This is a genomic window from Pseudomonas sp. NPDC088368, assembly GCF_044753445.1.
Classification (GTDB): domain Bacteria; phylum Pseudomonadota; class Gammaproteobacteria; order Pseudomonadales; family Pseudomonadaceae; genus Aquipseudomonas; species Aquipseudomonas bambusae.
In genome coordinates this window covers 58,440-85,297 of sequence record NZ_JBIVNG010000013.1, presented here as the reverse complement: position 1 = coordinate 85,297, position 26,858 = coordinate 58,440, and the positions used below count along the sequence as shown (strand labels likewise).

The window sequence follows — 26,858 nt, the reverse complement described above, 5'->3', positions numbered from 1 at the left end:
TGACCCATGAAACTCGCCCCCGCCCAGCTCTCCAAACACCTTCAAGGTGCGTTATCGCCTGTCTACATCGTCAGCGGCGATGACCCGCTGCAATGTCAGGAAGCGTGCGACGCCATTCGGTCCGCTGCCCGTCAGCAGGGTTTTGATGAGCGTCAGGTCTTCAGTGCCGACTCAAGCTTCGACTGGGGCACCCTGCTGCAAGCCGGGGCCAGCATGTCGCTGTTCGCCGAACGCCGTCTGCTGGAGCTGCGCCTGCCATCCGGTAAACCGGGGGACAAAGGCGCCGCCGCGTTGCTGGAATACTGCGGTCGTCCGGCTGAAGATACGCTGCTGTTGATCAGTCTCCCCAAGCTGGACGGTGCTGCGCAGAAGACCAAATGGGGCAAAGCGCTGGTCGAGGGACCGCAAACCCAGTTCGTGCAGATCTGGCCGGTGGACGCCAGCCAATTGCCACAATGGATTCGACAGCGTCTGGCGCAGGCCGGGCTGGCCGCCAGCCCCGACGCGGTGGAGCTGATCGCTGCTCGCGTGGAAGGCAACCTTCTGGCGGCCGCTCAAGAAATCGAAAAGCTCAAACTGATGGCCGAGCAAGGTCAGATTACCGTCGAAACCGTGCAGGCAGCGGTGGCGGACAGTGCGCGTTTCGACGTGTTTGGGCTGACCGACGCGATCCTTAACGGCGAAGCGTCTCACGCGCTACGCATGCTGGAAGGCCTGCGCGGGGAAGGCGTGGAGCCGCCGGTGATTCTCTGGGCATTGTCTCGGGAGCTGCGAGTGCTGGCGAATCTGGCGTTGCAGTTCAGCCAGGGCGTGCCGCTGGACAAAGCCTTCAGCCAGGCCCGCCCGCCTATTTGGGACAAGCGCAAACCGCTGATGAGCAAGGCCCTGCAACGCCACTCCGCCCGACGCTGGGCACAGCTGTTGATGGACGCTCAACACATCGACGCGCAGATCAAGGGTCAGGCACAGGGCTCGGTGTGGAATAGCCTCAGCCGATTGTCGATCCAGATGGCCGGCCAGCGATTGGCGTTGCCGTCGGAATAGATCGCCCCCCCCTGTAGGAGCGCGCTTGCCCGCGATATCGGTGTGTCAGACAACGTCAGATCGTCTGAACAATTGCCATCGCGGGCAAGCGCGCTCCTACAAAGGCGTTCGCTCCGGTGATAGCACAGATCAATTAGACGCCCGCTTCGATCAGTCGCATCATCCCCGCCGCTCCACCCACCACTCTAAGAGAGTATCGCCATGAGCAAAGCCAAAAAGCGGCCGAACAAGGCCAAATCCATCATTGCCCAGCCCCTGTTCCGCAGCCGTCAGGAACAACCCACCAAGGGCAAAGGCAGCTACCGCCGCGAAGCCTTCCAGTCGAGAGATTGGGAGGCTTCTTCCGTTATGGCAGCTTGAAACATTTCAGGTGACTGACCGGCGCCCCGCCGACAGGGCCGACATGGTAAGGTCTGCACCTTACGGTTTATCCCTGTGGACCCCAGAATGCCCTTTAGTTTTCCCCGTCGTTGGCATGTCCGCCAATTGATCGCCGCCTCCAGCCTCTTCGTACTGGTCGCCTGTGCGGAGCAACCCACCGCTGCCGTCGCCACCCCGCTTCAAGCCGCCCCTCTGAACGTCGCGAAAGCCGCGCCCACGCTTTCCAGCGCTGTGGCCGCTCCCGACGACACCAATTTTGAAATCCAGCCGGCCATGAGCTTCGCCGAATGGCAATCCATGTTTCGCAATCAGGCGTTGAGCGCGGGCATTCGCCCGGACATCTTCGACAGTGCCTTCGCGGGCGTGACGCCGGACATGAGCGTGGTCAAAGCCGATCGCAGCCAACCTGAATTCACGCGCCCGGTCTGGGAATACCTCGACGGCGCCATATCGGCTGTGCGTGTGCGCAAGGGCCAGGCCTTGCTTGCGCAGTACGCTGACGTGCTGAGCGCCATCGAGCAGCGTTATGGCGTTGATCGTCAGGCACTGATCGCCGTGTGGGGCATGGAAAGCAGCTTCGGCCAGTTCCAGGGCACCCAATCGGTGATCCGCTCGCTGGCGACGCTGGCCTATGAAGGACGCCGTCCTCAGTTCGCGCAGGATCAACTGATCGCCGCGCTGCAAATCATTCAGCACGGCGACATCGATGCGCCAAACATGCTCGGCTCCTGGGCCGGGGCGATGGGGCAGACGCAGTTCATTCCCACGACGTACAACACCCATGCCGTAGACTTCGACGGCGATGGCCGACGCGACATCTGGAATTCGCCCGCCGATGCCTTGGCCTCTACTGCGCACTACCTGCAAAGCTCGGGTTGGCAGAAAGGCCAGCCTTGGGGTTTCGAGGTGCAACTGCGGCAAGGCTTCGACTACGCCATGGCCGATGCGTCTACCCGCAAAACCATCGCCGAGTGGCAGCAGTTAGGGCTGAAGCTGCCCAACGGCGCCCCCCTCCCCGCCAACCTGCTGCAACAGCAGGCGGCACTCTTGCTGCCTGCGGGCTACAAAGGCCCGGCATTTCTGGTGATGGATAACTTTCGGGCGATCCTTAAGTACAACAATTCGTCGTCCTACGGGCTGGGCATTGGGCTGTTGTCTGAGCGATTCACGGGCGGCGGTTATGTGATTGGCCAGTGGCCACGCGGAGATCGTCCCCTGAGCCGCACTGAGCGCATCGAGCTGCAAACCCTGCTCTCGGCCCGCCAATACGACGCAGGCGCGCCGGACGGCATCATTGGCGCCAATACCCGCAAAGCCATTCGTAGCGCCCAGCAGTCATTGGGCTGGCCAGCGGACGGTTATCCGACGCAGGAGTTGTTGGAGAGTTTGCGTAAGCCGTAGTCGCTGCGAATCCGCTTCTGCCCGAAGGGCGTAGGAGCTGCCGGGGTGGCGCTCCACCTTGCCTGCGATCCGCCGCGCAGCGGTGGTAAAACCTGCACACTTGGTGAGTCAGAAAAAACTCGCTGTTAGCGTTTACGACTGCTTCGCAGCCGATCGCAGGCAAGGTGGAGCGCCACCCCGGCAGCTCCTACGTCTGCGGCAGAATCCAGAGCAGATTGCATTTCAAAAAAAAGGCCGGATAGCGATATCCGGCCCTTTCTCTATTGCGTGCAATACCGAGAAAAATCAGCCCGCCGTCAGCAACGACTTGGTCAGCTTGGCCTGTTCGTCAGCGTGGTACGAGGAACGCACCAGCGGCCCCGAAGCGACGTTCTTGAAGCCCATCTTGTAACCTTCCTCGGCGAACCAGGCGAAGGTGTCCGGGTGGACGAAGCGCTGAACCGGCAGGTGGTTACGGGACGGTTGCAGGTACTGGCCCAGAGTCAGCATGTCGATGTTGTGCTCGCGCATGCGCTGCATCACTTCGATCACTTCTTCGTCGGTTTCGCCCAGGCCCAGCATCAGGCCGGATTTGGTCGGTACGTGCGGGACCATTTCCTTGAAGCGCTTGAGCAGGGTCAGCGACCATTGGTAGTCCGAACCCGGACGCGCGGCCTTGTAAAGACGCGGCACGGTTTCCAGGTTGTGGTTGAACACGTCTGGCGGCGTCGCTGCGGTGATTTCCAGCGCGATGTCCATACGACCACGGTAATCCGGAACCAGGGTTTCCAACTGCACGTTCGGCGACAGTTCGCGGATTTCGCGGATGCAGTCGGCGAAGTGCTGGGCACCGCCGTCACGCAGGTCATCACGGTCCACCGAAGTGATCACGACGTACTTGAGTTTCAGGTCAGCGATGGCAACAGCCAGGTTCTTCGGCTCGTCCACGTCCAGCGCTTTCGGGCGACCATGGCCCACGTCGCAGAACGGGCAGCGACGGGTGCAGATGTCGCCCATGATCATGAAGGTCGCGGTGCCACCGGAGAAGCACTCGCCCAGGTTCGGGCAGGACGCCTCTTCGCACACGCTGTGCAGCTTGTGTTTGCGCAGCAGGGCCTTGATGCGATCAACCTCGGGAGAAACCGGGATGCGGACGCGAATCCAGTCCGGTTTCTTCGGCAGATCAACCGTAGGAATGATCTTCACCGGGATGCGCGCTACTTTGTCCGCGCCACGCAGCTTTACACCCGCTTCAACTTTCGGACGCGCCGCACGCTCAGGTGTGACCACGTTCACGGTGGGGATCAGGGTTTGCACGGCATCGGCCGTCTCATGCGCAGTAGTCATATCAATCGATTCCGCCCGTTAGGGTCGTCTGCTCAGCGTAGTCGAGGTGTTTGACGAGCTGCGCACGCAGCCGGGCACTAACCTCGGCAAATTCAATCTGGCCTGCCTGTTCACGCAGCTGGGTCATAGCCAGCCCCGCATACCCGCAGGGATTAATCCGTTTAAACGGGTCCAGATCCATGTCGACGTTGAGCGCCAGACCATGGAAGGAACAACCGTTGCGGATACGAAGGCCCAGAGAGGCAATCTTCGCCCCGTCGACATAGACCCCCGGCGCTTCGGGTTTGGCGGCTGCCGTGACGCCATAACTGGCCAGCAGCTCGATCAGGCTGTGCTCGATCCGGGTAACCAGTTCGCGCACGCCGAACCCGAGGCGACGCACATCCAGCAGCAGATACGCCACCAGTTGACCGGGCCCATGATAAGTCACTTGGCCACCGCGATCGACCTGTACCACCGGAATATCACCCGGAAGGAGGAGATGCTCGGGTTTGCCCGACTGTCCCTGGGTGAAAACCGGGGGATGCTGGACCAGCCACACTTCATCGGGCGTCTCGCGAGTGCGGCCGTCCGTGAAGCGTTGCATGGCTTGCCAGGTAGGCTCGTAATCGATCAATCCGAGATCGCGAAAGCCCAGACGCTCGCCCATCACAGCACCATGTGCACGAAACCTGTGGCCCGCAGCTCGCTGTTGATGTTGTAGAGCTGATCCTGATCGGTGGCGAGGATATGCAGCTGCACGGTGGTGTACTTGCCGTTGCTGCTCTGGCGCTCGTCCACGCGTTCATCGTTGATCTTGGCGTGTTTGCCAACGATCTCGATGGCTTTGTCTTTGTTGCCCGCACCGGTATCGCAGATGATCTTGATCGGATAATCGGCACACGGAAATTCGATTTTTGGTGCTTTAACGTCGGAATCTGTCATGGCAGTAACGGCCTCGTAAGCCGGAAAACGGACAGTCCCCCACCGCAATCAGCGGCAGGGGCATAGGGTCAACGGTCAGTCGGTGAGTAACCCGTGATCAGTTGAACAGACTGTAGAAGAACATGCGAATGCTGTCCCACAGGCGGCGGAAGATACCACCTTCCTCAACGGAGTCCATGGCGATGAGATTAGCGGTGCGCACGACCTTGTCTTCCAGTTTCACTTCAACTTGGCCGATCACGTCGCCCTTGGCGATAGGCGCAACCAGTTTCGGGTTGATGCTCATGCTGGCGGTGAGCTTTTTCATCTCGCCTTTAGGCATGGTCATGGACAGATCGTCAGCCAGGCCGGCCTTGATCTGACGCTCGGTGCCTTTCCAGACCGGCGCTTGGGCCAGTTCGGTGCCCTTCTGGTAGAAGGTCTGGGTTTCGAAGAAACGGAAACCGTAGGTCAGCAGCTTCTGGGTTTCGGCAGCACGGGCTTGTTCGCTGTTGGTGCCGAAGACCACGGCGATCAGGCGCATGCCGTCACGAACGGCCGAGGACACCATGCAGTAGCCCGCTTCTTCGGTGTGGCCGGTTTTGAGACCGTCAACGGTCTTGTCGCGCCACAGCAGCAGGTTACGGTTTGGCTGTTTGATGCCGTTCCAGAAGAACTCTTTCTGCGAGTAGATCGCATAGTGAGCCGGGTCTTCGTGGATGATCGCACGGGCCAGCAGCGCCATGTCGTGGGCGGTGGCGTAGTGATCAGGGTTCGGCAGGCCGGTCGGGTTCATGAAGTGACTGTTGACCATGCCCAGGTCGCCAGCGGTCTTGTTCATCATGTCGGCAAACGCGTCTTCGCTGCCCGCGATGTGCTCGGACAGGGCCACGCTGGCGTCGTTACCGGATTGGATGATGATGCCGTGCAGCAGGTCGCTGACGGTCACCTGGCTACCCACCTTGATGAACATCCGCGAACCACCGGTGCGCCAGGCGTTTTCGCTGACGGTCACTGGATCATTCTCGCCGATTTGCCCGCGACGGATTTCCAGAGTCGCGATGTAGGCGGTCATCAGCTTGGTCAGGCTGGCCGGTGGCAGGCGCTGGTCGCCGTTGTTCTCGACCAGAACGTTACCGCTGTTGGCGTCCATCAGCACGTACGCCTTGGCCGCCAGTTGCGGTGCCGATGGCGTCATCTGCTCTGCCGCAAACACGGCAGGCGCGGTGAAAAGCGGGATTAAAAGGCAAAGGCGTTTTGCAAAGGTGGTGATGTTCATCCGTCTCTCGAAATTGCTAATGGGCAAACATGCCCTCGCGGGCAAAGCGGTAATGCCAGGCTACCCTGGCGAACGGGGTGACATTCTACAGATGCCCCCGTGAAATGCTGCTGACAACGCTCTCTCCGACGCCCAGTCGTCCGTCGGGCAAGTTCTGATCCGGCCTCATTGCCAAGGTTCGAATCATCAATCTTTTTTTACTGATCGGACGTCACGACACTCGGCGACCCCAGATTCGCCGACCTGACGCTGTTTTGCAGCTGCTGGGCTTCACCCGGCGTGTCGACCGGTCCCATCCGTACGCGATAGAGCGTCTGTTGATTGCGCGCTATCGAGCTCACGAAAACCGGGGCCCGAACCATCCCGCTCAGTTTCGACCTCAGGAGTTCCGCAGCGTCCGGGTTGGCGAAGGCTCCCACTTGGAGAAACAGCCCAGACACTTGTCCGGAAGCGTTTTTTTTTGCGTCGATCGGTACAGGCGATACGGGTGCGGCGTGCTGCTGCGGTGGTGGCGTCCATTGCTCGATGGTACCCGCCGATGCCGTGATCACCGGCGCAGCAGGTTGTGGCCTGGCGGTCGGACCGCTGATCGCAACTTGCGGCTGATCCAGCATCAACGGCGCAGGCTTGCCACGCTGCGCCCAATATTGAGCGGGGTCGATGCCTTCGACTTTCACGCGCGCCGTGCCGATCTCGGCATACCCGAGTTTCTTGGCGGCGGCGTAGGACAGGTCGATGATCCGGTCGGAATAGAACGGCCCACGGTCGTTGACCCGCAGGATCACCGTGCGATTGTTGTCCAGGTTGGTCACGCGAACGTAGCTCGGCAGCGGCAAGGTCTTGTGCGCCGCGCTCATGCCGTACAGGTCATACACTTCGCCGTTGGCGGTGTTCTGGCCATGGAACTTGGTGCCATACCACGACGCGGTGCCGGTCTGGCTGTAGCTCGCGGAATCGGTCAGCGGGAAATACGTTTTGCCGAGCACGGTGTATGGGTTGGCTTTATAAGGGCCAGTGTGCAGGGTCGGCACGGCATCGGGGATGCGCGAAACGTCGACGTCCCACCACGGAGCGCCGTCTTTGTGTGCCCGGTTGATGTCCAGTCCCGGCTGCGAGCGGATGATGTTGCCCTGCTGCGTCGGTCGACTGGTGGAGCAACTGACGACGAGCAATGTCAGCGCCGTGAAGGCCATCAGCTTCAATGGTTGTTTGATCGGCAATGACCGCATTACTTGACGCCCCGAGCTTGAACAAGCAGTTCAGACAGCTGATGCACGGCCATGGCGTACATCACGCTGCGGTTGTAACGCGTGATTGCGTAAAAATTCTTCAAACCCATCCAGTATTCAGGGCCTTTGTCGCCTTCGAGGCGAAACGCCGTGACCGGCATATCATCGCGCAGCGCATCATGACTCGCCCACCCCAAGGCTCGCAACTCCCCGACGGTCTTTACCGGCTCGATTCCGGGACTCAGCCCCTCATCGGCACGGTCACCGCGCACGGTCGCCAGACTGACCACGGGCTCACCCGCGACCCAGCCATGGCGCTTGAAGTAACTCGCAACGCTGCCGATTGCATCATCCGGGTCATTCCAGATGTTGATGTGGCCGTCGCCGTCGAAATCCACCGCATACGCCCGGAAACTGCTCGGCATGAACTGCGGCAACCCCATCGCCCCGGCATACGAGCCCTTGAGCGTAAGCGGGTCCACCTGCTCTTCACGCGACAGCAACAGGTACTCGCGCAGCTCTTTGCGAAAGAAGTCAGCACGCGGAGGGTAATCGAAACTCAGGGTCGATAATGCATCGATCACCCGATAATTTCCGGTATTGCGTCCAAAAAACGTCTCAACACCGATGATCGCAACGATCACCTGCGCCGGCACGCCGTATTCCTGCTCGGCGCGTGCAAGGGTCGCCTCATGCTGCCGCCAGAAATCCACACCCCGTGCGATGCGCGCCTCGGTGAGGAACATCGGGCGGTAATCCTTCCACGGCTTCACCCGTTCGGCGGGGCGGGAAATCGCGTCGAGAATCGACTGTTTACGCTCGACGTTGCGAAAAACTTCGATCAACTGCTCGCCCGCGAACCCGTAATCCCGGGTCATGTCGCTGACGAACTGGGCGACCTGAGGCGAGCCTTCATAATCACCGGCAAGCGATTCCTGCACGGACCCGAGGATGCCCATCAGACCGACCAGCGGCGCATATCGAGCAGCCCAGCCACGCACTACATGCATTGAGTTGTTCACCTTAATCAAACCTGAGCGATCCACTTGCGGTGGGTATGGATCGACATCAAAACCCCAAACGCTGACAGCAGCGTCACCAGCGAAGTTCCGCCGTAACTAATGAAGGGCAACGGCACCCCCACGACCGGCAGCAGACCGCTGACCATACCGATGTTGACGAAAACGTAAACAAAAAACGTCATGGTCAGGCTGCCCGCGAGCAACTTGCCGTAGAGCGTCTGCGCTTGCGCAGTGATCACCAGCCCGCGACCGATCAGCAACAGATAGATCAGCAGCAGCGCGCAGATCCCCACCAGGCCGAACTCTTCACCCAGTACCGCGATGATGAAGTCGGTGTGGCTTTCAGGCAGGAAGTCCAGGTGCGACTGGGTGCCGAGCAGCCAGCCTTTACCGAACACGCCCCCCGAACCGATGGCGGCTTTGGACTGAATGATGTTCCAGCCGGTGCCCAGCGGGTCGCTCTCCGGGTCGAGGAACGTGAGGATTCGCTGCTTCTGGTAGTCATGCATAAAGAAGAACCACATCGCCACGGCCACTGGCACGGCGGCCGCGATCACGCCGATGATCCAGCGCCAGCGCAAGCCCGCCATGAACAACACGAACGTCCCGGACGCCAGAATCAGCAGCGACGTGCCGAGGTCCGGTTGGCGCACGATCAGAATGAACGGCAGGCCGATCAGCGCGAGGCTCACGGCGACGTGCTTCAAGTGCGGCGGCAGCGTGCGCTTGGACAGGTACCAGGCGATGGTCGCCGGCATGATGATCTTCATGAATTCCGACGGCTGGAAGCGGATGACCCCCGGAATGTTGATCCAGCGGGTCGCGCCCATCGCGTTGTGGCCCATCACGTCCACCGCCACCAGCAACAGCACGCCGAGGACGTAGGCAATCGGCACCCAGCGCGCCATGAAACGCGGCTCCAGTTGGGCAATGACAAACATCGACACCAGCCCGATACCAAACGACGTGGTCTGTTTGATCAACAGGTCCCAGCTCTTGCCGCTGGCGGAATACAGGACGAACAGGCTGCCAGCGGCGAGCGTGAGCAACAGGATCAGCAGCGGGCCATCGACATGGATTTTCTGCAAGAACGTGGCGCGTCGGCGCATCACGTCTTCGCTGGAGAGGATGCGGTCGAAATTACTCTTCACGGGCCGCGGTCTCCGGAGGCTGTGTGTTGGCGGCGTATTCAGGTTTCAGACGACCTTGCGGGTCCAGCAGCCAGGCATCCATGACCTGTCGCACCACGGGAGCCGCGGCGCCGGAGCCGGATTCACCGTTTTCAATCATGACCGCCACAACGATTTTCGGGTTGTCGGCAGGCGCAAAGCCCACGAACAAGGCGTGGTCGCGGTGACGCTCCTGCACTTTCGAGCGGTCGTATTTTTCGCCCTGACGAATGGCCACGACCTGGGCCGTACCGCTCTTGCCCGCAATGCGGTATTGCGCACCAACCGCGGCTTTGCGTGCGGTGCCGCGAGCACCGTGCATGACCTGTTGCATGCCGTGATTGACCTTCGCCCAGTCGGACGGATCGCGCAGCACGATGTCAGGCATCGGGTTTTCATCCACTGGCTTCTGGCCTTCGATGGTCCTGGCCAAATGTGGACGGTTCCACTTACCTTTGTTCGCCACCAGTGCGGTCGCCTGCGCCAGTTGCAGCGGGGTGGCCTGCATGTAGCCCTGACCGATCCCGAGAATCAGCGTCTCGCCCGGGAACCAGGCTTGGCGGCGGGTGATGCGTTTCCAGTCGCGGGACGGCATCAGGCCCGGCGATTCCTCGAACATGTCCAGCGAGACCTTTTGCCCGATGCCGAACTTGTTCAGGTAAGTAGACAGCCGATCGATACCGACCTTGTGGGCGAGGTCATAAAAATAGGTGTCGTTGGACCGCATGATCGCGGTGTCCAGATCGACCCAGCCGTCACCGGTGCGGTTCCAGTTACGGTATTTGTGATCGTAGTTCGGCAGCATGTAGTAGCCGGGGTCGAACACCCGCGTACTGGCGGTGACGACGCCGGAGTCCAGGCCAGCAATGGCCACGGCGGGCTTGATGGTCGAACCCGGTGGGTACAGGCCGCGCAAAATACGGTTGAACAGCGGACGGTCCACCGAGTCCCGCAGTTCGGAATAGGCCTTGAAACTGATGCCGGTGACGAACAGATTCGGGTCGAAACTCGGCTGACTGACCATTGCCAGCACTTCACCGGTGTTCGGGTCCAGCGCCACGACCGCACCGCGACGTCCGGCCAATGCGGCTTCAGCGGCTTCCTGCAGTTGAATGTCGAGGCTCAGGACGATGTCTTTGCCTGGCACCGGATCAGTACGCTTCAGCACGCGCAGCACCCGGCCACGGGCGTTGGTTTCGACTTCCTCGTAACCGACCTGACCGTGCAGCTCCGGCTCGTAGAAACGTTCGATGCCGGTCTTACCCATGTGGTGGGTGCCGCTGTAATTCACCGAATCGAGGCTTTTCAGCTCTTTCTCGTTGATCCGGCCCATGTAGCCGACCGAATGCGCGAAGTGCGCGCCCTGCGGGTAGTGGCGCATCAATTGCGCGACCACCTCGACGCCTGGCAGGCGGAACTGATTCACGGCGATGCGGGCGATCTGTTCTTCGGTCAACTCAAACAGAATCGGCACAGGCTCGAATGGCCGACGCCCTTGCTTCATGCGTTTCTCGAAGATGATCCGGTCATCCGGCGTCAGCTCCAGCACCTCAACGATGGTGTCGAGCACCTTGGCCCATTCACCACCAGAGCGTTCGCGGGTCATGCTCAAGTTGAAACTGGGCCGGTTGTCGGCGATGACCACGCCGTTGCGGTCGAAAATCAGCCCGCGGCTTGGCGGGATCGGCTGCACATGCACCCGGTTGTTTTCCGACAGCGTCGAGTGATACTCGTACTGAATGACCTGCAGAAAATACAGACGCGCCACCAGCACGCAGATCAGCACGATCACGATCACGGCACCGACCACGACCCGGTTGCGCACAAGGCGTGCGTCCTTTTCGTGGTCTTTCAGGCGAATCGGCTGAGACATTTAGGGCGTGTTCACAGTGAAGGCAGCAGCGCTACTTGTGATAAGGGTGACCGGACAACACCGTCCAGGCACGATAAATCTGCTCACCGATGAGGATGCGCACCAACGGGTGCGGCAACGTCAACGGCGACAACGACCAACGCTGCTCGGCGCGGGCGCACACCTCTGGCGCCAGTCCTTCCGGACCGCCCACCATAAGGTTGACCGTGCGCGAATCCAGTCGCCAGCGATCAAGCTCCGTTGCCAGCTGCTCGGTGCTCCACGGCTTGCCGTGAACCTCAAGCGTGACGATCCGCTCACCCGGTTGCACCTTCGCCAGCATGGCCTCGCCTTCCTGACGGATCAGGCGTGCCACGTCGGCGTTCTTGCCTCGGGTGTTGAGCGGAATCTCTACCAGTTCAAGGGCCAGCTCGGATGGCAGACGCTTGGCATATTCGTGCCAACCCTCTTCCACCCACTTGGGCATGCGTGAACCGACAGCAATCAGACGCAGGCGCACAACGAACCCTTAGTTCTGGTCTTTGCTGAGCTTGTCGAAGTGCTCGTGCGGCGTCTCCGGGCTGTGGTGTGCAGCGCTGGCGGCACGGCTTTGCTCGGCACCCTGCCATAGACGTTCCAGGTCGTAGAACTGACGAGCGGCGGCGGTCATCATGTGTACGATCACGTCGCCCAGGTCGAGCAGCACCCAGTCGCTCTCGCCTTTGCCTTCTTCGCCCAGAGGCTGCGCGCCCTTGGCTTTAACGTTCTCGCGAACCTTGTCGAGCATCGCGTTGATCTGACGGTTCGACGTACCGGTGGCGATCACCATGTAGTCGGTCAGGCTGTGCTTGTCCTTGACGTCGATGACCAGGATGTCCAGGGCCTTGACGTCTTCGAGCGCAGCCTTGGCCAGTTCAACCAGCGTTTCGCCGGAAAGGGTGATTTTTTGCTGTGTCATAAAAAACTCATTCAGTTTCAATTGGGCGCACGGTACAGCCCGTGTGCCTCGATGTAGGCCAGTACTGCGTCTGGCACCAGAAAACGTACCGACTTCCCGCTGGCCAGCAGGTGGCGGATCTGGGTGGCAGACACCGAAAGCGGCGTCTGCCAGACGAATGTAATGTGTCCGCCAGGCCCTTTCAGGGCTTTCGGGTCACTGACTGCGCGCGCCGCCAGCAGGTTACGCATGGCGTCCGGCGACTCGCTGTCGGCGTCCGGGCGTTGTAGCACCACGATATGGCAGTGCTCCAGCAACTCTTCCCAACGATGCCAGGTGGGCAGCCCGCAAAAGGCATCCCATCCCAGCAACAAAAACAGCTGATCATCGACGGCCAGTTCAGCGCGCATCGATTCCAGCGTGTCGATGGTGTACGACGGCTTGTCCCGCAACAGTTCGCGGTCATCCACCGTCAATGGCGAAACGCCCTGGACAGCACTCTGGACCATCGCGAGACGGTCCTGCGCCGACACACTGGGCGTGTCGCGATGAGGCGGCCTGGCGCTGGGCGTCAGGCGTAACTCATCGAGTTCAAGCAACGCGGCCACTTCCAGTGCGCCGCGCAAATGACCGATGTGCACCGGATCGAACGTCCCGCCCAGCATCCCGATACGTCTCGGCGTGCGTGGGACGGAAACCCCTTCTCCGGCAGGCTCGGCCACAGCGTTCGCATCATTGCCTGCGTGCTGCCGAACGTCGGCCAAGTCAGGCAGGCCCCTGCCCGCGCAACTGACGACCGTCGCCCACCACGATGTACTTCTCGCACGTCAAGCCTTCAAGACCGACCGGGCCACGCGCGTGAATCTTGTCGGTGGAAATCCCGATTTCCGCACCAAGGCCGTATTCGAAACCGTCCGCAAAACTGGTCGGCGCGTTGATCATCACCGAACTGGAATCGACTTCGGCCATGAAACGACGGGTCTGAGCCTGAGAATCGGAGATGATCGCGTCGCTGTGGTGCGAGCCGTAGTGGTTGATGTGTTCGATGGCCTGATCCAGCCCGGTCACAATGCGGATCGAGAGGATCGGGGCCAGGTATTCGGTGTGCCAGTCTTCTTCGGTTGCGGGGATGGCTTCAATCAGCTCACGGGTGCGCTCGCAACCGCGCAGTTCGACGCCTTTCTCGCGGAACTGGGCAGCCATTTGCGGCAGGAAATCAGCGGCGATGGCCTGATCGACCAGCAGCGTTTCCAACGCACCGCAGATGCCGTAGCGATAGGTCTTGGCGTTGAATGCAATGCGCTGGGCGGCCGCGAGGTCTGCGTGGGCACTGACGTAGACGTGGCAGATGCCATCCAGGTGTTTGATGACCGGTACTTTGGCATCGCGACTGACGCGCTCGATCAAACCCTTGCCGCCACGGGGAACGATGACGTCCACGTATTCCGGCATGGTGATCAGGGCGCCCACGGCAGCGCGGTCGGTGGTCTCGACGACTTGCACGACGGCGGCAGGCAGACCGGCTTCATCGAGACCGCGCTGGATGCAGGCGGCAATGGCACGGTTGGAGTGAATGGCCTCGGAGCCGCCGCGCAGGATGGTGGCATTGCCGGACTTGAGGCACAGGCTGGCGGCGTCGATGGTCACATTCGGGCGCGACTCATAGATGATGCCGACCACGCCCAGTGGAACGCGCATCTTGCCGACCTGAATGCCCGATGGCTGAAAGTTCATGTCACGAATGGTGCCGATCGGGTCCGGCAGACTGGCGACCTGACGCAAACCGGCGATCATGCTGTCGATGCGAGCCGGGGTCAGGGCGAGACGTTCAAGCAGAGCGGGTTCCAGACCGTTGGCGCGACCAGCCGCCAGATCCTGCTCATTGGCAGCGGTCAGTTCGTCGCGGGCAGCATCCAGCGCGGCGGCGGTGGAGGCCAGGGCGCGGTTTTTCTGCGCGGTGCTGGCGCGGCCGATCACGCGCGAAGCTTCGCGGGCGGCGCGACCCAGACGGGTCATGTAGTCAAGAACGGACTCAGTCATGGTCTCAGAGGTCTTGGCAGAGAAGAAAGCGGCCGATTATAGCTGTCGGGCGTGACGAACGACAGCGGCGACAGGCGGATGGTCGAAATACGCCGGATTTGTTGAAGAAATGCACTCGGTTTCCGGAGCTTCTGTGGGAACGATCAATGTGCGAGAACGGCGTGCAGCCATTCAGCTGCAATTAAGGCCGGGGTTGCTATCATCGCCAGCCACACCTTCACGTTGCCCGCCCATGCCCGATCACGCCCACCGCGCCTTGCCCGACAGCTTCTTCAACCGCGATGCCCAGACCCTCGCCCGCGATTTGCTGGGTAAGGTTGTTCGGCACAAGGTCGGCGAGTTGTGGCTGTCGGCACGCATCATAGAGACAGAGGCCTATTACCTGGAGGAAAAAGGCAGCCATGCGTCCTTGGGCTACACAGAAAAACGTAAGGCTTTGTTTCTGGATGGCGGCCACATCTATATGTATTACGCGAGGGGTGGCGATTCGCTGAACTTCAGCGCCGGGGGGCCAGGCAACGCCGTGCTGATCAAATCGGCCTATCCGTGGGTCGACGCCTTCTCCGATGAAAACAGCCTCGCGCAGATGCAGCTGAACAACCCCGACGCCAGCGGCAATCTGCGAGCACCTGAGCGTCTGTGCGCGGGGCAGACGCTGTTGTGCAAGGCACTGGGTCTGAAAGTGCCGATGTGGGACGGCAAGCGCTTCGATCACGAGCAGATTTTCGTGGAAGACGTGGGCCAGCCGCCTGAGCGCATCATCCAGGCCACTCGCCTCGGGATTCCCTCCGGTCGAGACGAACACCTGATGTACCGCTTCGTGGATGCCGCGTACGCGCGTTTCTGCACGCGGAACCCGTTACGACGTGGCCAAGTCGAAGGCCGCGACTACTTCATCATCGAGCAAGGAAACTGACCCATGGGCTCATGGCTCGACGGCATTACTTCATGGCTGAGCGCCAACCCCTCCTGGCTGGGCGCGGCGGTCTTTCTCGTGTCGTTTCTCGAATGCATGGCCATTGCCGGAATCATCGTGCCCGGCACCGTCGCGCTGTTTGCGATCGCCGCGTTGGCGGGCAGTGGCATCCTGCCCCTGAGCGAAGCGCTGCTGCTGGGTTTCCTCGGCGGTTTGCTGGGTGACTTCATTTCTTATTTTCTGGGGCGACGTTTCCACCAGAACATTCGACGGCTTCCGGGGCTGAGGCACCACCCCGAATGGATCGCGGGGGCGGAGACCTACTTCCAGCGCTACGGCATCGCAAGCCTTCTGGTCGGTCGCTTCATTGGTCCATTGCGCCCCATGCTGCCGATGGTGGCCGGGATGTGCGACATGCCGTTCGTGCGCTTCGCGGCCGTCAGCGTCATCGCGGCGGCGGGCTGGTCGGTGGCGTACATCCTGCCCGGCTGGGCGACCGGGGCAGCCTTTCGCTTGCCGCTGCCGGAAGGCTTCTGGCCCGAGGCCGGCGTGGTCGCTGCCGCGCTGGCGGTGTCGCTGGGGGTCGCCATTCATGCCAGCGTGCAAGGCAAGCCCTACGCCATCCGGCTGATCGCCGTGCTCAGCTTGATCCTGCTGACCGCGGTCTTTCTCGGCTGGCCGTATCTGGCGCACCTCGACCAAGGCGTCATGACATTGGTGCAGGAGCATCGCAGCGCCGCCGCGGAAAACTTCGTGGTGCTGGTAACTGGCTTGGGGGATTTCAGAACCCAGTTCTGTGCGGCTGCCGTGCTGCTGCTCATTCTGATGGCCACCCGCCAGTGGCGTCATGCGATCTTCGCCTGCTCGACGACGCTGGGTGCGGCCATCCTCAACCAGACCATGAAAAACACCTTCGCTCGCGCCCGCCCCGAGGTCCTTGCCGAACCGCTGGTGACGTACAGCATGCCCAGCGGACATGCCTCGGCTTCGTTTGCGCTGTTCATGACGCTGGCCGTGCTGGCGGGTCGCGGGCAACCGGCGCGATTGCGATTGACGTGGCTGGCGCTGGGGGTGATCCCGGCGGCGTCGATTTGCGTGTCGCGGGTTTATCTGGGCGTGCACTGGCCTACGGATGTGCTGGCGGGGATGCTGCTGGCGTTTTTTACCTGCGCGACGAGCCTGGCGTTCGTGCAGAACAAACAGTCGTTGCCTGCGCTGCCGTTGCGGGTGTGGTGGTTGATATTGCCAGCGATCGTTCTGGTGTTAGGTGGGTTTGCGGCGCATTCGCTGACCCATGGGTTGGTCAGGTACGAGTACTGACGCACCGCTGAACATGTAGGAGTGCATGTAAGTCAGGCCTGCATGTCTCCCTGCATCTCATCGAGCAGATCCTGGATGGCATCGAGCCGCTCTTCGGCGTCGTCGATTTCCAGGAGTTCGATCTTGTCTTCTTCCGCGAACGGCAGCAGGTACGCCAACTGGTTGGACAATGATTGCTGCCCACTGGCCGTGAGCCCCATGTTCAATGCCGCCACCATCGGGTGCTCGGCCAGAGCGGCCAGCAACGCGACCAGATCGTCATCTTCTTCCTGCAATGGCTTGTCCTGCGGCTCTTCCAGCCACTCGACGTCCGCCAACAACAGGTTGTCGCGCTGGGCCTCGGCGCTGACAACGCGGAAACGCCGACCGCCCACTACGCGAATGCCCAGCAAGCCGTTGTCCTGTTGTTGAAAGTCAGTCACCAGTGCTTCGCAACCGACCTGCGAGAATCCTTCGGGCACGTCACCGACTTCACTGCCCTCGGTGATGCACACCACGCCGAAGCCTTCACCCTGCTTCATGCAGCGGCTGATCATGTCCAGGTAGCGCGCCTCGAAAATCTGCAAATCGAGTACACACCCCGGAAAGAGCACGGCGTTCAGCGGAAACAGCGGCAACGACATAGACCTATCCTCAAGCACCCATCTTCAAGCAACCAGAGACACCGCCAGCGGCAGGAACAGCGCCGTGGCGACACCCATCAAACTCATGGCGAGCGCCGCAAAGGCCCCGCACTCTTCGCCTTCCTGCAATGCGGCCGAGGTGCCGACCGCGTGCGCCGTCAGCCCCAACGCCATGCCTCTCGCTTCAGGGCTGTGCACGCCCGCGAGGGTCAACAGGCCCGGGCCGAATATGCCTCCAATGACGCCGGTGATCAACACGAAAACCGCTGCCAGCGCCGCCACGCCGCCGATCTGCTCGGCCACCAGCATGGCAATCGGCGAGGTGACCGACTTCGGCGCCATGGTCATCAGGATCATGTGATTGGCTCCCAGCCCCCGCCCGATCAACAGGCACAAACCGGTCGCCACCACGCCGCCAATCACCAGCGTAGTCAAGACCGGCCAGAACAACTGCCGAATCCGCCGCAGATTCAAGTACAGCGGCACCGCCAGCGCCACCGTGGCGGGGCCGAGCAGGATACTGAGGATTTCGGTGCTTTTACGGTATTCAACGTACTCCAGGTCGCAACCGACGAGCACGCCAATGACAACGATCATCGACACCAGCACCGGCTGCAAAAAGACCCAACGGGTTTTCTCATAACCCGCCAGCACCAGCTGATAGGCCCCCAGGGTGATCGCGATGCCGAACAGCGGGTGGTGAATCACTGACAGCCAGGCGCCTTGCCAATCCAGATTCATGATGGCTCCCGGCGCGCGGACTGGCGGTCAATGAGTTTCTGCATCAGCCAGCCCGCAAACGTGAGCGAGATCATTAACGACAACACCAGCGACCCTACAATGGCCCAGAAATCGTCAGCGATCTGACTGGCGTAGACCATGACGCCCACGGCGGGCGGCACCAGCAACAAAGGCAAATAGCGCAGCAGACTACTGGCGGCCAGGCTGATGGGTTCGCTGACCTCACCCCGGATCATCAGGTACGTCATCAACAGCACCAGACCGATGATCGGCCCCGGCAGTATCGACAGAAACAAATGATTCAACGCGGTTCCCACCAACTGGAACAGCACCAGCCATGTCAGGCCTCTCAACAACATAAAAAACTCCAGCCAATTCGCGGCAACATTATAAGCACGCCGCCCACCGGCCTATGGGACGGTATTCGCGGGGTGCAGGATTCTTGACCAACCTCGGGCGGCGTGCTGATCTTTAGCCCGGAGCACATCATCCCTGTAGGAGTGAGCTTGCTCGCGATAACGGAACATCTTTCGACAGATGCTTCACAACCAAACTGCCATCGCGAGCAAGCTCACTCCTACAAAATCAGCTGCGACTCTTAAAGAGTGAAGCAATAAAAGCGCCGGTCGCCGCGTCAGATTGAAAAACACCACCGATCCACAAGGAGAGTATCGATGCCCTATGTACCCGTTGCAGAACTGAAGAGCTATGAAGGCAAGGAACTGGGAAGTTCCGACTGGCTGCGGATCGACCAGGCGCGCATCAACCTGTTCGCTGAAGCCACCGGCGACTTTCAGTTCATTCACGTCGATCCGGTCAAGGCCGCGCAGACGCCGTTTGGGTCGACCATCGCCCACGGTTTCCTTTCACTCTCGCTGATGCCGAAACTGATGGAGTCGCTGCTGGTGATGCCCGAAGGCATGAAAATGGCGGTGAACTATGGGCTGGACAGCGTTCGTTTCATTCAGCCAGTGAAAGTCGACTCGCGCGTTCGTCTAAAAGTTACCCTCGCTGAAGTCACCGAGAAGAAGCCCGGCCAATGGCTGCTCAAAGCCACCGCAACGCTGGAAATCGAAGGTCAGGACAAGCCTGCCTTCATTGCTGAACCGCTGTCGCTCTGCTTCGTATAAACCTCACAAAACATGAAACAGTCGTAACTGACTGTTTCATGACGCTTCCCGGCTGCGGCATACTCGGCGCGGCTGTGTGAGCGACTGGACACAAGTTCGCGGTCCGATCACGCCGAAATACCTCTTTTTCGGGATTTACCATGCGCGCGCTTGCCCCCCTGGCACTGACCCTTCTGATTACCGCATGCGGTGACGGCGAATCGATATTGCCGCCTGACGCACGCCTGCCCGATGGCGGTCGCTATCGTGGTGAGGTGATCAATGGTGTGTTGCAAGGCAAGGGCCGCATCGACTACCCGAACGGCAGCTGGTACGCCGGGGAGTTCAGGAACGGTCAGTGGAACGGCCAGGGCGAGTGGCACGCCAGCAACGGCGACGTCTACAAAGGCGGCTTTCAGGATGGACTGTTTCAAGGTCCGGGTCAGTTGACCACCAGCGCGGGCAGCTACGTAGGCGGCTACAAACTGGGGCGCCGTGACGGCGAAGGCACGCTCAAAGAGCACGGCATGAGCTATCGCGGTCAGTTCAAAGCCGACCTGTACGACGGGCCGGGTCATCTCGTGCTGGAAGACGGCAGCGAATATCAAGGCGAATTCGCCCACGGCAAACCCAACGGCGAAGGCCAGCGCAGCGATGCCGCCGGGAATCAGTTCAGCGGCAAGTTCGTCAACGGCCAGTTGCAGGGCGTCGGCAACTTCACCAGCGCCGATGGCGACCAGTACGTCGGGGGCTTTCACGACAACCAATTGAACGGACGCGGCCGCTACGAAAACGCCGATGGCGACGTGTGGTCCGGGCAGTTCAAGGATGGCGCCTTTTCGGGCAAGGGCGAGTTGATCGGCGCTGACGGCACCAACTATCAGGGCCAGTTTCAAAACTGGCGTTTCGCGGGCGAAGGCCGTTTGCAGCTCCCTGACGGTAGCGTCTACGTGGGCCGATTCGACAACGACAACTACCAAGGCCCAGGCGTGCTGACTTCGGCGGACGGCAGTGTACAAAGCGGCACCTGGTCCAACGGCCAGCGCGTGCGCGATGCAATGGGCAAGCTGCTGCCCGATCCTCTGGAAACGGGATTGCTCGCCCAAGGCCCGCTTTTGGACAAAGCCTTGGCGGCGGTTCCGGCCTCAACACCTGCCGTCGAGCTGTACAGCCTGGTGGTGGGCGGCGACGGGAAGCAGAGCGTGTTCATGCGCGAAGCCGATTACGTCAACAAACTGCTGGCCTCCCGCTTCGGCGCGTTTGGGCAGATCGAGCTGGTCAACCACCGCGACCACATGGCCGACCGTCCAATGGCCACCCGCGAGAACATCTCCCGCGCCGTGCAAACCCTCGCGCAGCGCAGCGGCCCTGAAGACTTGATCTTCATTTACCTCACCAGCCACGGCACCCACGAGCACGAACTGGTGCTGGATCAGCCGCGACTGGAGCTGTCGGACTTGCCTGCGAACGAAATGGCAGGGCTCCTGGCGCCGTTGAAGAATCGTGACAAGGTGGTTGTCGTGTCGGCCTGCTATTCCGGCGGCTTCATTCCCGCGATCAAAGACGACAAAACCATGGTAATCACCGCCTCACGGGAAGATCGCGTGTCGTTTGGCTGCTCGGAGGAGGCCGATTTCACATACTTCGGCGAAGCGCTGTTCGGCAAGGCATTGGTGGAAACCGACGATTTGCAACAGGCCTTCGACAGCGCCAAAGCCATCGTCGCGCAGCGGGAAATCGAAGAAAACTTCGAAGCCTCCGAACCGCAGATCTGGGCGCCAAAAGGCGTCATCGCCCACTGGCAGAAGCTGCGCAAGAGCCAGGCAGAGCGGGCGTTGAATACCGTCAAACGTTAACGGTCAGGCAGTCTGGATGAATATTTCACGGCTTTTGTGAAACCAGCCCGGTCGCTGCGCAGTCTGTTCCGTTAGAGCGCCTATGCTTGTGGCGTATCAAGGGAGAACGACCATGTACTTGACGCCGCAACACATCCTGCTTGCCGGAGCGACGGGTTTGACGGGGGAACACTTGCTCGACCGTCTGCTCGCCGAACCCACTGTCAGCCGCGTATTGGCCCCCAGTCGCAGACCGCTGGCTGAGCATCCCCACTTGGAAAACCCTGTCGGTGATTTCACCTCCCTGCTGGCCCAATTGGGCGGTCGGGTCGATATCGCCTTCTGCTGCCTGGGCAGCACGATCAAGCAAGCCGGTTCGCAGGACGCCTTCCGGGCGGTGGACATGGACATGGTCGTCGCCTTCGGACGGCGCGCCCGCGAACTCGGCGCGCGTCATTTGCTGGTGATCAGCGCGGTAAATGCCGACCCTGAATCGAGCATTTTCTACAGCCGCGTAAAAGGCGAAATGGAAGAAGCGCTCAAGGACCAGAACTGGCCGCAACTGACCATCGCCCGCCCTTCCCTGTTGATTGGCGAACGTGAAGATCAACGTCTGGTGGAACAACTGGCAGCGCCCATCGCCAAGTTGATTCCGGGCAAATACGGCGGCATCGAAGCGTGCAATCTGGCTCGCGCGCTGTGGCGTCTGGCGCTGGAAGAGCAGGATGGCGTGCGGATTGTGGAGTCGGATGAATTGCGGCGGTTGGGCAAATAACTGCGCCCTTATCAAAGCACGCACATCACCCTGTGGGAGCGAATTCATTCTGGGCAGCATCCCGACGAGGGGCCGGTACATCCGATAGAGACTCATTGGATGTCAAACCGTCTCGCGAATGAATTCGCTCCCACAGGTCATCCGCAGGCCAACAGCAGAACTACAACCCGCCTGTCGCCCCATACCCCACGCCCAGCGCCGTCAGCACGGACAACGGCAACAGCACGGTGTCCAGCAACGCACTGCCGGGCAGGTCCAGCATCGGGTATTCCGGGGCTTCGGCGCCGAACCGGTCCTTTTCGCAGCACCCGCCTTTAATCGCGTACAGGTCCAGCCGAGTGCCGGAATACACCACCGGCGCGCCCGGTTGATTGGCGTCCAGCGTGCGAACGGTCGAGCAACCGGTCGCCATGACCAACCCGAGGGTGAGGACAAACAGTTTCTTATTCATCGGCGCCAAAGTGATGCTCGCCCCAACGCGGCAGCATGTCTTGAGGAATGTTCAGCAGATTGAGAATCCGCGCCACGACGAAATCCACCAGATCATCGATTGTCTGCGGCTGGTGATAGAAGCCAGGCGACGCCGGAAGAATCACTGCGCCCATGTTCGACAGCTTGAGCATGTTCTCCAGATGAATGCTGGAAAACGGCGCCTCGCGAGGCACCAGAATCAACTGGCGGCGCTCCTTGAGGGTCACGTCGGCGGCGCGTTCGATCAGGTTGTTGCAGGCGCCGGTGGCGATGGCCGACAACGTGCCGGTCGAACACGGCACCACGACCATCGCAGCAGGCGAACCCGAGCCAGACGCCACCGGCGACATCCAGTCTTCCTTGCCATACACGCGAATCTGACCGTCGGCCGCGCCGGTGTATTCGGTCAGGAACGCCTGCATCATTTGCGGCTTGGGCGGCAGCGTGACGTCGGTTTCAGTCGCCATTACCAACTGCGCCGCCTTGGAAATCAGGAAGTGCACTTCGCGGTCTTCGCGCACCAGGCAATCCAGCAAACGCAGCCCGTATTGCGCGCCGGACGCACCGGTCATGGCCAGCGTGATGCGCTCCGGGCCGCTCATTTCAGCGCCTCGGCCAGTTTGCCGTGCAGGCCGCCGAAGCCGCCGTTGCTCATGATCACCACGTGAGTGCCGGGCTGAGCCTGGCTCTTCACGCGCTCGATGATGGCGTCCAGCGTGTCGCAGACGACCGACGGCGTTGTGCACAGCGCAGCGGTTGCGGCCAGGTCCCAGCCCAGATTGGCCGGGGCGTACCAGACCACCTGATCAGCCTGATCGACGCTTTCTGGCAAGCCGTCGCGATGCGCGCCGAGCTTCATGGAGTTGGAGCGGGGCTCGACGATGGCGATGATCGGCGCGTCGCCGACTTTCTTGCGCAGGCCGTCCAGCGTGGTGGCGATAGCAGTCGGATGATGAGCAAAGTCGTCATAAATGGTGATGCCACGCACTTCGGCGACTTTTTCCATCCGGCGCTTCACGCTCTCGAACGCGCTCAGGGCTTCGACGCCCTGCTGCGGCACGACGCCGACATGGCGCGCGGCCGCCAATGTTGCCAAGGCATTGGCCACGTTGTGCTGGCCGGTCATGCCCCAATCGACTACGCCTTGCGCGACACCTTCGAACAGCACTTCGAATTTCGAGCCGTCTTCGCTCAGCAGCTTCGCCTGCCATTGACCGCCCTGCCCAGTGGTTTGCACGGGGGTCCAGCAGCCCATTTTGATCACGCGCTCAAGCGCTGGCTCAGTGGTCGGATGAATGACCAGGCCCTCACTCGGAATCGTACGCACCAAGTGGTGGAATTGACGCTCGATGGCGGGCAGATCCGGGAAGATATCAGCGTGATCGAACTCAAGATTATTGAGGATCGCGGTGCGCGGGCCGTAGTGGACAAACTTTGAGCGTTTGTCGAAGAAGGCGCTGTCGTATTCGTCGGCTTCAACCACGAAGAATGGCGTGTCCCCCAGACGGGCGGACACGGAAAAATTCTGCGGCACGCCGCCAATCAAAAAGCCCGGCGCCATGCCCGCGTGTTCCAGCACCCAGGCGAGCATGCTGCTGGTGGTGGTCTTGCCGTGGGTCCCGGCAACCGCCAACACCCAGCGACCGCGCAGCACATGATCGGCCAGCCATTGCGGGCCGGAAACGTACGGCAGGCCTTTGTTCAGCACGTATTCGACAGCCGGGTTGCCCCGCGACATGGCGTTGCCGACCACCACCAGATCCGGCGCGGGATCGAGGTGGGAAGGGTCGTAACCCTGCATTAACTCAATGCCCTGCGCTTCGAGCTGCGTGCTCATCGGCGGATAGACGTTGGCGTCGGAGCCCGTGACTTTATGGCCCAGATCCTTGGCGAGCACCGCCAGCGACCCCATGAACGTGCCGCAAATACCCAGAATATGAATGTGCATGACCAACCTCTTAAAACATGGGCGCAGGTTAGCGTAGAGAGGGTCGGTTCGCACAGGGCAATTCGGAATCGACAGGGAATACACGCCATCTGCCGCCGCGCATGGCTGTTGATTCTGGCCGGAGACCGTCAGAGTGCCGGGGTGGCGCTCCCACAGTCTTCGGCCAGCAGCCACAACGCCATGATCCGCTTCTGCCGAAGGCGTGGGAGCTGGCTTGCCTGCGATCGGCTGCGTAGCAGTCGTAACCCTGCGGACGCGGACTGCCTGAAATACCGGCTTGGCTGATTTTACTGCCGCTGCGCGTCACATCGTAGGCAAGCCAACTCCCACGCCTTCGGCAGAAGCAGACAAATTGCCCGATTCCGTTTCAACGCTTACCGGGTAATCCCATGCTTGCGCAGCTTTCTATATAAGGTATTGCGGCTCACGCCCAGCTCCTGCGCCGCGTGGGTCATGTGCCAGCGTTGGGCTTCGAGGGTGGCGATGAGGGCTGAACGCTCGGCGCAGTCCAGCGGAGATTCGGGGGTGTCGTCAGTTTCAGCCTTCGTTTGTACAACGCCTTGCCGAATGACCGCAGGCAGATCTTCAAAGCCAATGACATCGTCTTCGCACAACGCCGCCAACGTCCTCAACACATTGCGCATTTGCCGCACGTTGCCTGGCCAGTTGAAGCCCAGCAGGGCGTTCCTCGCCTCGGCCTCTATCTGAACCGGATGACCGCCCGCCTCTTCTTCCAGCAAGAAGTCGAGCAACTGCGCTTTGTCACTGCGCTCACGCAAAGCCGGTAGTGCGATTTCCAGGCCGTTCAGGCGGTAATAAAGGTCTTCTCGAAAGCTGCCGTCTTCCACACGCCCAAGCAGATTCCGGTGGGTCGCGCTGATAATTCGCACATCGACAGGCTGCGGCTCGCCGCCAATTGGCACCACCAGCCGATCTTCCAACACCCTCAGCAGGCGCGTTTGCAGCGACACGGGCATGTCGCCGATTTCATCGAGAAACAGCGTGCCGCCATCCGCCTGCTGCAGCTTGCCGCGCATGCCTTCCTTGCGCGCGCCGGTAAAGCTGCCACCGCGATAACCGAACAGCTCGCTTTCGATCAGGCTTTCCGGGATCGCTGCGCAGTTCAACGCCACGAAAGGTTTGTCCGAACGCAGACTGGCCTGATGCACCGCCTTCGCAAACGCCTCTTTGCCGGAGCCGGTTTCGCCATTGATCAACAGCGACACGTCCCGTTCGAAGACCTTCAATGCCCGACGAAAGTGGGTCCGTAGCCCTTCGTCCCCCAGACAAATTCCGCTCAATGCAGGTTGCGCGACGGCTTTGGTCACAACAGGCGTCGACAGCGCTTTCAGCTCAGGCCGAGATTGCCCACGCAGCACGGCGAAGAATCCGCGCCCATCCCGCATACGCAACGGCCAACTGGCAGTGGCATCGGGTGCCGCGCGGCTCATCAGTTCGTCGAGAGAACAATCGAACAGCGCCTCCACCGGCTGACCGACCAGCTCGGTACGGGCCAGACTCAACAAGTTCAACGCGCTCTGGTTCAACGCGCTGACCCGTCCCTCGCCATCGAACGCAAGCAGACCTTCGCTGAACAGCCCGACCGATCCGGCCTGCAAATGAAAACGCAACAGCCACTGATCATCGAAATGGCGCAGGAAATAATTGCCTTCAATCATTTTCGCGGACAGGTTCACCAGCGCCATGGTGTGAAATTGGCTTTGCCGCGAGACGTCGTGCCGCGCTGACGAAACGTCGAGAACAGCGAGCAATTCGCCATGGGGATCGAACACCGGGCTGGCGGAGCAGGTCAGGCCGGTGTGACGACCGCGGAAATGCTCATCGCGATGAATGGTCACCGATTGCCGCTCGACCAGACAGGTGCCGATGCCATTGGTGCCTTCTCGCGCTTCGCTCCAGTCCGCGCCAAGCCAAAGCCCCGCACGCTCGAAAATCTTGCGTTCGCCCGGTTCGGTCACGCAGTTGAGGATCACACCGCGCGCGTCAGTCAACAGCACGGCATTACCGCCCGAGAGTTGTTGATGGAGGCTGTTCATCTCGCCGCCCGCGATGGTCAGCACCTGCTGCAAACGCTCACGACTTTCCAGCACACGGGCGTGCTCAAGCACCGTCGGCGCCATCGCCTGGGCAGGGTCGAGGTGATAGTCCTCAAGGCAACGTACCCAAGAGCGGGCGATGGAGGGGTCGGCGCCAGGGCCGTAACGATGGTGGGATTTACCCTGGGCGACTGTCAGAACTTGCTGGGCGTGGCGAGCGAAATGATTGCTGTGCATTTTTATTCTTCTTCCAAGGTGAGCGCTTGGGGAGTTGCGAACCAGCATCCTCTTCGCCCGAAGCCATTGCAATGCTTCCAAAGGCGCAAACCCCTCGGCTGTCCCACATTCGATACAGAGTGTCACGCATGCTGTGCCGCAATCGAAACAGGAAGCGCTACCAAGTCACTGATTTTCCGACCAAACCCTTATAAACCGGGCACCAGACGGCAATGGCCCGCGCTTTGCTCTACGCTTTCCATA

General features: G+C 61.0%; 27 protein-coding genes. 8 read left to right on the top strand and 19 right to left on the bottom strand.

Translation table 11 applies throughout. The features are described from left to right. The first annotated feature begins 6 nt into the window (after positions 1 to 6). The 3 genes from holA to ACIQAL_RS26160 all read left to right on the top strand — a co-directional run bounded on the left by holA (position 7) and on the right by ACIQAL_RS26160 (position 2,826). On the top strand, positions 7 to 1,044 hold the full coding sequence (holA, locus tag ACIQAL_RS26170; protein ID WP_166597485.1) for a DNA polymerase III subunit delta: 1,038 nt from the start codon (positions 7 to 9) through the stop codon (positions 1,042 to 1,044). A gap of 201 nt (positions 1,045 to 1,245) precedes the next feature. Next, the gene (arfA, locus tag ACIQAL_RS26165) at positions 1,246 to 1,404 is read left to right on the top strand and encodes an alternative ribosome rescue factor ArfA (protein WP_166597484.1); all 159 of its coding nucleotides are present in this window, start codon (positions 1,246 to 1,248) and stop codon (positions 1,402 to 1,404) included. A gap of 87 nt (positions 1,405 to 1,491) precedes the next feature. After that, entirely contained in the window at positions 1,492 to 2,826 is a 1,335-nt protein-coding gene (locus ACIQAL_RS26160; RefSeq protein WP_401150485.1) for a lytic murein transglycosylase, read from the top strand. Positions 2,827 to 3,111: 285 nt separating this feature from the next. Here the strand turns inward: ACIQAL_RS26160 and lipA are convergent, their stop codons facing one another. From lipA to ACIQAL_RS26100, 12 genes are all read right to left on the bottom strand, one after another. Next, positions 3,112 to 4,152 carry a lipoyl synthase gene (lipA, locus tag ACIQAL_RS26155; RefSeq protein ID WP_401150483.1) on the bottom strand — a complete coding sequence of 347 codons (1,041 nt, stop codon included), beginning with the start codon at positions 4,150 to 4,152 and terminating at the stop codon, positions 3,112 to 3,114. A gap of 1 nt (position 4,153) precedes the next feature. Continuing rightward, a complete protein-coding gene (lipB, locus tag ACIQAL_RS26150) occupies positions 4,154 to 4,801 on the bottom strand; it encodes a lipoyl(octanoyl) transferase LipB (protein WP_401150481.1) in 648 nt (215 codons plus the stop codon). Next, positions 4,801 to 5,076 (bottom strand): DUF493 domain-containing protein, encoded by a 276-nt coding sequence (locus tag ACIQAL_RS26145; protein ID WP_166597481.1) that lies wholly within the window; start codon positions 5,074 to 5,076, stop codon positions 4,801 to 4,803. Before ACIQAL_RS26145 ends, lipB begins: the two co-directional genes overlap by 1 nt. A 97-nt stretch (positions 5,077 to 5,173) precedes the next feature. After that, positions 5,174 to 6,334 carry a D-alanyl-D-alanine carboxypeptidase family protein gene (locus tag ACIQAL_RS26140; RefSeq protein ID WP_166597480.1) on the bottom strand — a complete coding sequence of 387 codons (1,161 nt, stop codon included), beginning with the start codon at positions 6,332 to 6,334 and terminating at the stop codon, positions 5,174 to 5,176. 197 nt (positions 6,335 to 6,531) lie between these two features. Then, the gene (locus ACIQAL_RS26135) at positions 6,532 to 7,563 is read right to left on the bottom strand and encodes a septal ring lytic transglycosylase RlpA family protein (protein ID WP_166597479.1); all 1,032 of its coding nucleotides are present in this window, start codon (positions 7,561 to 7,563) and stop codon (positions 6,532 to 6,534) included. Next, complete coding sequence (gene mltB, locus ACIQAL_RS26130; protein ID WP_401150479.1) at positions 7,563 to 8,573, bottom strand: lytic murein transglycosylase B; 1,011 nt, start codon at positions 8,571 to 8,573, stop codon at positions 7,563 to 7,565. The genes ACIQAL_RS26135 and mltB overlap by 1 nt, the downstream gene beginning before the upstream one ends. 17 nt (positions 8,574 to 8,590) lie before the next feature. Next, the gene (gene rodA, locus ACIQAL_RS26125; protein WP_166597533.1) at positions 8,591 to 9,694 is read right to left on the bottom strand and encodes a rod shape-determining protein RodA; all 1,104 of its coding nucleotides are present in this window, start codon (positions 9,692 to 9,694) and stop codon (positions 8,591 to 8,593) included. A 31-nt stretch (positions 9,695 to 9,725) separates the two neighbouring features. Continuing rightward, entirely contained in the window at positions 9,726 to 11,627 is a 1,902-nt protein-coding gene (mrdA, locus tag ACIQAL_RS26120) for a penicillin-binding protein 2 (protein ID WP_401150478.1), read from the bottom strand. A gap of 31 nt (positions 11,628 to 11,658) precedes the next feature. After that, entirely contained in the window at positions 11,659 to 12,126 is a 468-nt protein-coding gene (gene rlmH, locus ACIQAL_RS26115) for a 23S rRNA (pseudouridine(1915)-N(3))-methyltransferase RlmH (protein WP_166597476.1), read from the bottom strand. A gap of 9 nt (positions 12,127 to 12,135) precedes the next feature. Further along, entirely contained in the window at positions 12,136 to 12,564 is a 429-nt protein-coding gene (gene rsfS / locus ACIQAL_RS26110) for a ribosome silencing factor (RefSeq protein ID WP_166597475.1), read from the bottom strand. 17 nt (positions 12,565 to 12,581) lie between these two features. Next, positions 12,582 to 13,265 carry a nicotinate-nucleotide adenylyltransferase gene (gene nadD / locus ACIQAL_RS26105; protein ID WP_371928602.1) on the bottom strand — a complete coding sequence of 228 codons (684 nt, stop codon included), beginning with the start codon at positions 13,263 to 13,265 and terminating at the stop codon, positions 12,582 to 12,584. 43 nt (positions 13,266 to 13,308) lie between these two features. Continuing rightward, positions 13,309 to 14,583, bottom strand: coding sequence for a glutamate-5-semialdehyde dehydrogenase (locus ACIQAL_RS26100; RefSeq protein WP_401150476.1), 1,275 nt, complete (start codon positions 14,581 to 14,583; stop codon positions 13,309 to 13,311). A 232-nt stretch (positions 14,584 to 14,815) separates the two neighbouring features. Here ACIQAL_RS26100 and ACIQAL_RS26095 point away from each other — a divergent pair, with 232 nt between their 5' ends. Both ACIQAL_RS26095 and ACIQAL_RS26090 read left to right on the top strand, forming a co-directional pair. Continuing rightward, a complete protein-coding gene (locus tag ACIQAL_RS26095; RefSeq protein ID WP_401150474.1) occupies positions 14,816 to 15,499 on the top strand; it encodes a DNA-3-methyladenine glycosylase in 684 nt (227 codons plus the stop codon). Positions 15,500 to 15,502: 3 nt separating this feature from the next. After that, entirely contained in the window at positions 15,503 to 16,819 is a 1,317-nt protein-coding gene (locus tag ACIQAL_RS26090; RefSeq protein ID WP_401150473.1) for a bifunctional DedA family/phosphatase PAP2 family protein, read from the top strand. A gap of 32 nt (positions 16,820 to 16,851) precedes the next feature. Here the strand turns inward: ACIQAL_RS26090 and ACIQAL_RS26085 are convergent, their stop codons facing one another. From ACIQAL_RS26085 to ACIQAL_RS26075, 3 genes are read right to left on the bottom strand one after another with little or no spacing between them, the layout of a single operon-like run. Continuing rightward, complete coding sequence (locus tag ACIQAL_RS26085; RefSeq protein WP_341961733.1) at positions 16,852 to 17,442, bottom strand: LON peptidase substrate-binding domain-containing protein; 591 nt, start codon at positions 17,440 to 17,442, stop codon at positions 16,852 to 16,854. 24 nt (positions 17,443 to 17,466) lie between these two features. Next, the gene (locus ACIQAL_RS26080; RefSeq protein ID WP_401150471.1) at positions 17,467 to 18,183 is read right to left on the bottom strand and encodes an LrgB family protein; all 717 of its coding nucleotides are present in this window, start codon (positions 18,181 to 18,183) and stop codon (positions 17,467 to 17,469) included. Continuing rightward, on the bottom strand, positions 18,180 to 18,542 hold the full coding sequence (locus ACIQAL_RS26075) for a CidA/LrgA family protein (RefSeq protein WP_166597469.1): 363 nt from the start codon (positions 18,540 to 18,542) through the stop codon (positions 18,180 to 18,182). Before ACIQAL_RS26075 ends, ACIQAL_RS26080 begins: the two co-directional genes overlap by 4 nt. A 315-nt stretch (positions 18,543 to 18,857) precedes the next feature. Between ACIQAL_RS26075 and ACIQAL_RS26070 the strand changes: the two genes are divergently transcribed. The 3 genes from ACIQAL_RS26070 (at position 18,858) to ACIQAL_RS26060 (ending at position 21,902) form a co-directional block, all read left to right on the top strand. Then, positions 18,858 to 19,313 carry a MaoC family dehydratase gene (locus ACIQAL_RS26070; protein ID WP_401150470.1) on the top strand — a complete coding sequence of 152 codons (456 nt, stop codon included), beginning with the start codon at positions 18,858 to 18,860 and terminating at the stop codon, positions 19,311 to 19,313. 140 nt (positions 19,314 to 19,453) lie between these two features. Beyond that, positions 19,454 to 21,148, top strand: coding sequence for a C13 family peptidase (locus tag ACIQAL_RS26065; protein WP_401150468.1), 1,695 nt, complete (start codon positions 19,454 to 19,456; stop codon positions 21,146 to 21,148). A gap of 112 nt (positions 21,149 to 21,260) precedes the next feature. Then, positions 21,261 to 21,902 (top strand): oxidoreductase, encoded by a 642-nt coding sequence (locus ACIQAL_RS26060; RefSeq protein ID WP_401150467.1) that lies wholly within the window; start codon positions 21,261 to 21,263, stop codon positions 21,900 to 21,902. 160 nt (positions 21,903 to 22,062) lie between these two features. On the opposite strand, the gene ACIQAL_RS26055 is transcribed toward ACIQAL_RS26060, so the two are convergent. The 4 genes from ACIQAL_RS26055 to ACIQAL_RS26040 form a co-directional block, all read right to left on the bottom strand. Beyond that, on the bottom strand, positions 22,063 to 22,353 hold the full coding sequence (locus tag ACIQAL_RS26055; RefSeq protein WP_166597465.1) for a YceK/YidQ family lipoprotein: 291 nt from the start codon (positions 22,351 to 22,353) through the stop codon (positions 22,063 to 22,065). Continuing rightward, positions 22,346 to 22,975, bottom strand: a complete 630-nt coding sequence (gene ubiX / locus ACIQAL_RS26050; RefSeq protein ID WP_166597464.1) for a flavin prenyltransferase UbiX — start codon at positions 22,973 to 22,975, stop codon at positions 22,346 to 22,348. The genes ACIQAL_RS26055 and ubiX overlap by 8 nt, the downstream gene beginning before the upstream one ends. Next, positions 22,972 to 24,321: a UDP-N-acetylmuramate:L-alanyl-gamma-D-glutamyl-meso-diaminopimelate ligase gene (mpl, locus tag ACIQAL_RS26045; protein ID WP_401150465.1), complete on the bottom strand. Its 1,350-nt coding sequence runs from the start codon at positions 24,319 to 24,321 to the stop codon at positions 22,972 to 22,974. The genes ubiX and mpl overlap by 4 nt, the downstream gene beginning before the upstream one ends. A gap of 374 nt (positions 24,322 to 24,695) precedes the next feature. Continuing rightward, entirely contained in the window at positions 24,696 to 26,615 is a 1,920-nt protein-coding gene (locus tag ACIQAL_RS26040) for a sigma-54-dependent Fis family transcriptional regulator (protein WP_401150463.1), read from the bottom strand. Positions 26,616 to 26,858 lie beyond the last annotated feature (243 nt).